5 protein-coding genes are annotated in these 6295 nt (G+C 56.2%); 3 read left to right on the top strand and 2 right to left on the bottom strand.

Going from position 1 to position 6295, the window contains the following annotated elements; all coding sequences use genetic code 11:
- A partial coding sequence (locus AB2B41_RS22810) for a hypothetical protein (RefSeq protein WP_367880129.1) occupies positions 1-635 on the bottom strand: 635 nt, incomplete at its 3' end.
- Positions 636-1448: 813 nt separating this feature from the next.
- On the opposite strand from AB2B41_RS22810, the gene AB2B41_RS22805 reads away from it, so the two are divergent.
- Positions 1449-4133 (top strand): hybrid sensor histidine kinase/response regulator, encoded by a 2685-nt coding sequence (locus AB2B41_RS22805; RefSeq protein WP_367880128.1) that lies wholly within the window; start codon positions 1449-1451, stop codon positions 4131-4133.
- Positions 4134-4137: 4 nt separating this feature from the next.
- On the opposite strand, the gene AB2B41_RS22800 is transcribed toward AB2B41_RS22805, so the two are convergent.
- A complete protein-coding gene (locus AB2B41_RS22800; RefSeq protein ID WP_367880127.1) occupies positions 4138-4833 on the bottom strand; it encodes a response regulator transcription factor in 696 nt (231 codons plus the stop codon).
- Between the two features lie 150 nt (positions 4834-4983).
- On the opposite strand from AB2B41_RS22800, the gene AB2B41_RS22795 reads away from it, so the two are divergent.
- Both AB2B41_RS22795 and AB2B41_RS22790 read left to right on the top strand, forming a co-directional pair.
- Positions 4984-5592: a rhodanese-like domain-containing protein gene (locus AB2B41_RS22795; protein ID WP_367880126.1), complete on the top strand. Its 609-nt coding sequence runs from the start codon at positions 4984-4986 to the stop codon at positions 5590-5592.
- A gap of 229 nt (positions 5593-5821) precedes the next feature.
- The gene (locus AB2B41_RS22790; protein ID WP_367880125.1) at positions 5822-6049 is read left to right on the top strand and encodes a helix-turn-helix domain-containing protein; all 228 of its coding nucleotides are present in this window, start codon (positions 5822-5824) and stop codon (positions 6047-6049) included.
- Positions 6050-6295: the final 246 nt, after the last annotated feature.

Raw genomic sequence — 6295 nt, 5'->3', positions numbered from 1 at the left:
CAGTTCCGTTTTGGGGCTTGCCCAGTGGAACGCAACAAGGCGCTGAAAACGGTCTTCGCGATGATGTCATGCGCCGCCTCAACGGCGCCGGTCGTCACGCCAGCATCGATCGCGGAGCGCAGTTCGGTCAGAACCGCCGGGAGGTATTCGGCAGAGGCGCGCGCGTCTCGCTCCAAAGGGTTGGCGACAAGGGGTCGCATGCGTTCTTCGAGATGTATCGTGACGAGTTGGGCGAGTTCGTGGTCGGCAGCAATTGATGAGCAAATGTCCTCTGGCGTCCTGTCACCTTTCTCCACGACAGCCAGGAATCCATCGATCCTGGCACGCAGTCGTACGCCCGACTTCGAAGAAGGTTTCTTGGCTTTGGGCGAAGCCTCCGCGTCGATAGCTGCACGCCGCTCGACCAGACTCGCCTCAACGGCATCAGCAAACCCCACAGAAAAATTGCCGATAGCCGCACGTACTTTTTCGGCAGGCATGCGGGGCGCCAACAGGCTCTCCAATTCCTTGAAAGCGGTCTCCGGCAATTGGGGTCGCGCCGTCACCCAGCCTGAGCCCGTGGCCGAGAACGGGACCAGGTTTCTCTCAGGTAGCTGGGGAGTATGCCTGTCGATCTCGTCCTGCTCATCTGTCATGCCGCAGGATGGTAATGTCAGATGGTTGTCCCTGCTACCGGGAATGTTCTCCCTGTTAGGCTCAAACAATTTCCCTGTTATTGAGTTTAGGGAAATCGACCATAAAACTCTGTATTTACTGGTTGAAATCGTCTCTGCATCAGTCCTGTCCCGCCAAGGGCGAAGAATTTCCCTGTTCTTTCCCTGTAAAACAGGGAAATCCGACCCGAGACCAGTTCGCTCGAGACTGCAAGCACAGCCACCTTTATCTATTATGTATCTGTTTTTATTTTATTAAGTTACTTACTGAGATTTTTATTCCCACCATTATTCCCACCATCGCCGTTGTTTCCGAGATTTGGCTTCTATCGATCGATAAATCGACTCTCGCCGACTTAAGGCGGCCGTAGGGCAGGTCTAACACTAGGCCATGAAGGGACTAGACAGCCTGGATAATCAAATTCTTACATGGTCGAAATTAGGAGTTTGTGAAACTGGACGTCCGCTATCCGGTCCAAACCAGTCACCTGACCAAAAGACTCAGATCACTGCATCGAGCCCGAAGGAGAGCTCCAACTAAGACCTCCAACTAATCATAGGCTGCTGCAATGCAGAGAGTGGCAATATTGAGGCCCTCGCAGACGAGACGACTTTCTCTTTGTTGGCAATTGAGAGAAAAAGGTGCCCCTTGCGCCGAACGGAAACTGTTGAGGTGAGGCACATCCATAGCGCTGAGCTACTGAATATCCCGTTGAGATAAAATGCAAATAGAGAAGATTGACCGTTTGCACTGCGAACGTCAAAGTTCTCGTGTATCTGGGGGGATATGATCTCATGCTTTTTATCGGACGTTTAGCCACAGTCTTGCTCGCCTTGATTTGCGCAACAACCGCCGCCGCTTTGGAAACCGCAGAGGTGCGGGACATCTTTTACGAAGGCACGATCGTGCTCGATCGCGACGGAACGCTGACGCTTGAGGAGGCACTCGCGGAAGCTGAAGCGCTGGAAGGTCAGCCTCGACAGCGGGTTGCCGCTGGCGGAAATGCCTATTGGCTCGTCGAGAAGCTCACCAACCCCGGCGATGTGCCCAGCTGGTGGGTAGAGGTTTTCGCTGCGCGCTCTGACTACATCGATCTATACGTTTTGAAAGATGGCATCGTCGAGCAGCACGTGGAGGCTGGCCTTTTGAGGCAGGTTTCCGACCCGAGGGTAGTCAAGAGTATGGGGAGCCATGTGCTGACTTTTACACTGCCGCCGGGTGAAGACCGAACACTTGCTCTTCGTGTGCAATCACGCAGTCTGATCAATTATTCGATCAAGGCTGGTCCGGACTATGCGCTGAATACGCCTCGCGTCAACCGGCATTTTATTGTCTATTCCCTGATGGGTGGGATGATCTTTCTGGTTCTCTACAACCTGTTTCTGGGCATCGCCCTGCGGGAATTCGATTACTTTCTCTACTCGGCGCACGGGCTGAGCTATTTTCTGTTTTTCTTTAACAGCTACGGCTTTGCCGCGACGCTGCTGGGCTGGACCGCACACCCGTGGATTACTGTCTTCGCCGGGTTTGCAATCGAGATTTTCGGGATCGCTTTTGTCTGGCGGTTCCTGCGGGTCCGGGACTGGAGTCCTGTTCTGTCCTGGCTCATGCTGGCCTGCCTTGCCTTCCTGGTCGCCTTGGTGATCGCCACCCCGTTTGCGGGCTATCTGGTCATGGCCGAGCTGTGGATGATCACCTACGCGCTGGTGCCCTTCCTCGTGCTGGCAGCGTCATTGATCGGCATTTTCCGCGGTGTCCGCCAATCGCTGTTCATTCTCATTGGATGGACGCCGATGGTCGCGATGACGCTCATCGCCATGATCGCCATGATGGGGTATCTGGAACGACCGCCCTCGGGCGCCGCGATCAACTCGTCCGTTCTTCTCGAAATGCTCATCCTGTCGCTTGCTCTTGCCGACCGGGTGCGCCAACTCCGAGGCGAGCGGGAGCGCGCGATCCAGGAAGGGCGTGAGAAATCCACATTCCTCGCAATGCTCAGTCATGAGGTTCGAACACCGCTGAACGGGATCATGGGCACCGTGGAATTGCTCGGACGGACGCGGCTCGACCGCGCTCAGCGGGACCATGTGAGCAATCTCAAAAATGCAGGCAACGCGTTGCTATCCTTGCTGAACGACGTTTTGCAGCTAGCGAAATCCGAGGCAGGGAAGGATGAACTGAAATTGTCCCGGGTGGCGCTCGTAGATGTGACGCGGAGTATGTGCAATCTGATGTCCGCACGGGCGGCCGACAAGGGGTTGGACCTTGTATTCGGAACCGAAGGCGACGTGCCTGAATTTGTCGAGGCCGATGAAGCACGGCTACGGCAGGTTCTCCTCAATCTGGTCAGCAATGCTGTGAAATTCACTGACAAAGGCCGTGTCGAGGTTGTGGTGAAAGGCGAGAGCGCGGGCGCTGGAAAGGCACGCATTACGTTCTCTGTGGCAGATACCGGCATTGGCATTGCGGAGCAGGACAAGGAACGCCTTTTTAAGCCTTTCGTTCAACTTTCAAATGCAGACCGCGGAGCGTCCGAGGGTACGGGTCTGGGCCTGTCGATCAGCCACGAGTTGGTGCACGCTATGGGCGGAAGACTTGAAGTCGAAAGCCGTCAGGGCGCGGGAAGTCGGTTCTATTTCTCTTTGGACCTGCATAGCGCTACCGCCCCGGAACTAGAAACCACTGAACTGGCGCGGTCTTCGGACCAGTATGGTGCGGGCGAGTCTTTGCACATTCTTGTCGTGGACGATGTGCCACTCAACCGGGACGTTCTGAGAGAGTTGCTCACGCATTACGGGCACGCGGTTGAAACTGCGGAGTCTGGTACCGTGGCGCTCGAGCGCGCCTCTGCAAATCAGTTCGATGTCATTGTTACCGATATTTACATGCCTGACATGGACGGTCTGCAATTGGGACGCCGATTGCGCCGCCGCAAAGACAAGGCCCGGCTAATCGGCCTGACGGCGGCTTATGACGATGATCTGAGGGTGGAGAGCGCCTCTATCGGATTTGACCTGCTTCTTGCCAAACCTGTGAGCGGAGAGACTCTGCATCGCGGTATTCTCGGTGTTCTGGACCTTCAGCGGGCTGACGACCAGGCTGATGAGGCGCAGATTGAGCTTTTCGAACCGTCTTATCTCGAAGGATATGTCCAGATGCTTGGGGGCGCGCACACTAGGCAACTGATTGCCGACTTTCACCAAACGGTCGAGGCCGAGCTTGAACGGCTTGCCGGTGCGCTCCAGTCCGGGAATCTGACCGCCATGGCCGTCGGCCTGCACAAACTGGCGGGCGCTTTATCCACGGTTGGACTTCTGCGTCTGGGCAAGACCCTCGAAACTCGGTCGGCTTTGATACGCTCCGGTAAAGCGACAACGATCGACATTGCTGCGCTCCGCGCTGAACTGGATCGCGCGCGGGCCGAGGTCGATGACTATGTAGCCCATTACGGAGAAACCGGCGGCGCACAGGTGGCTTGAAACCCTACGGCGTGGACGCACTCAAAGTGTAGCCCACCCCGGTGACTGTTACGATCAGTCCGTTTCCCGAGGTGCCGGTCTTCTTGCGGACCCGGCTGACCAGAACATCGACGGTGCGTTCGGTGGGTGCCTCGGCCCCGGTCGAGATTGCGTCCAGCAGCTGATCCCGCGTCAGAACTCGTCCCCGCGCCTGGAACAGAGCGGCAAGAAGATTGAACTCCGCACGGCGCAACTCGACACGGCTTCCTTCGGGACTGTGCAGAACGCGGCTCGCAAGATCGAGGCTCCAGCCCGCCGCTTCGAACCTTGTCCTGTCAGCCTGATCCGATCCACGGATCGCGCGCTTCAGGCGCAGGATGAGTTCGCGTGGTTCAACCGGTTTGACGACAAAGTCATCGGCTCCCATCTCCAACGCGGCGATACGCTCGTCGATGCCTTCGGAGGCCGTGACCACGATGACCGGTGCGGTCGTTCGTCGTCGAAGCTTTCTGAGCAGGGCAAGCCCCTCTTCGTCTGGCAGTCCAAGATCCAGCAGAATCGCGGAGATAGATACCCGCTCGAGTTCGGCCAAAGCTTGCTTTGCGGTCCCGGCACGAGCCGTTACAAACCCTTCGGTCTCAAGGAGCGAACTCATCAATCCTTGAACAAACAGATCGTCTTCAATGACAAGAACTCTGTCGGCGTTTGCGCCCTGTGCCATGTTGCCTCCCCCAGCATGAAACACGATTTAACATTCGTGCAACAACTGTGCGAAAAGCAAGCAATATCCCTCACGTAACGTCAACTTGCGCGAAAGCCCCCCTCGGGCTCACGCGCTTGGATACGCCCAGAGTGAGATGAGGATTTTCAAATGACAATCATTGATAAGTGTCGCCGCCTGTATGTCGCTTTTGCCGTTGGCCTGGTCTTGGTGCCTGCAGCCGTTGTAGCAGAAAGTTCCGTCAAATTCGTTTCGGCCGTAGATCCTGCCACAGTGCCTGAAAAGAAGCGTAGCGCATTGAACCTGTACCTGACCGCGCAAGAGGCATCGGCCTTTCTGGCGCAAAACGAGGATGCGGTCCTGATCGACATCCGGACCCGTGCAGAGGTGTCTTTCGTGGGCATCGCGGCAGAGGCCGACAAGAATATTCCTTACATGGTGATGGATGAATTTTGGGAGTTCGACGCCGATAAGGGCACTTACAAGATGGCGGTAAATTCCAACTTCGATCGTGAGATTGCGGGTTTCATACAGGAGCGGGGCTTGTCGAAGGAGTCACCGATCATCCTGATGTGCCGTTCAGGAAGCCGCAGCGCGCGCGCTGCCGACCTGCTTGGTCAACTGGGTTACACATCGGTGTACTCGGTGGTGGATGGTTTCGAGGGGGACAAGGACCCCGATGGGGTGCGCAGTGTGAACGGCTGGAAGAACTCGAAGCTGGCGTGGACGTACAAAATCCGCAACGAACAGGCCTACTGACAAATGAATTGCACCCGCCCGAAGCCGGTATGGGCGCAACCGGGGGTATCAACGCGGAACGGGCCTGCCTTATCAGCCAAAGGTAATCTTCGGTGCAACCAATCTGTACATGTCCGAGGCGGCACGGCGTGTTCAACACACCTAGAGTCGTCGCGTTTCATTCCTGCTTGAGCGTCAATCACAGTGCGCGCTGCGGGAAACTACACTCGAAATGCGAGGACGCCTTCTGATGTTTGATTTAGACATGCAGCGCACACGTGTCGAAATTGGCAAGCGCATCAGACGTCTCAGACTGGAAATGGGTCTCACCCAAGGTGACTTGGCCGCAGCGCTGGGACATTCATCGCCGACCCGGATCAACCAGATCGAATTGGGAAGGTTGCGGCTTTACGCGGAAGAACTGCCACGGCTTTGTGATCGGTTGGATTGTTCGCTGTCAGACATTGTTGGCGAATAGGTCACTTGCTTGATTTCCATGTTCCTAGAGCCGTGGCCTGTTGGTTAGACGGCCTCCAGAGCGGTCATGGGTCGTCCTAGGGATGTGCACCCGAGACAAAAAACAAGTTTTGTCCGCACAACGTGGCACAGCCGGTCTATCAATGCCGCGCAGCAGCGAAGAGCAACTATGTCCTGTGTGGATGGCTCCTGCAAAGCAAGACATTTTTGAAGTGATCGGCCTTTTGTCAGAAGCGGTCTTGTGTCC

This window comes from Sulfitobacter sediminis (assembly GCF_040811725.1).
Lineage (GTDB): Bacteria > Pseudomonadota > Alphaproteobacteria > Rhodobacterales > Rhodobacteraceae > Sulfitobacter > Sulfitobacter sediminis.
This window is presented reverse-complemented; position numbering and strand designations above follow the sequence as displayed.

What these genes read in the sequence shown, in the direction of transcription:
- AB2B41_RS22805 (WP_367880128.1), top strand. Translation starts at nt 1,449, where the DNA reads ATGCTTTTTATCGGACGTTTAGCCACAGTCTTGCTCGCCTTGATTTGC.
- AB2B41_RS22800 (WP_367880127.1), bottom strand. Translation starts at nt 4,833, where the DNA reads ATGGCACAGGGCGCAAACGCCGACAGAGTTCTTGTCATTGAAGACGAT.
- AB2B41_RS22795 (WP_367880126.1), top strand. Translation starts at nt 4,984, where the DNA reads ATGACAATCATTGATAAGTGTCGCCGCCTGTATGTCGCTTTTGCCGTT.
- AB2B41_RS22790 (WP_367880125.1), top strand. Translation starts at nt 5,822, where the DNA reads ATGTTTGATTTAGACATGCAGCGCACACGTGTCGAAATTGGCAAGCGC.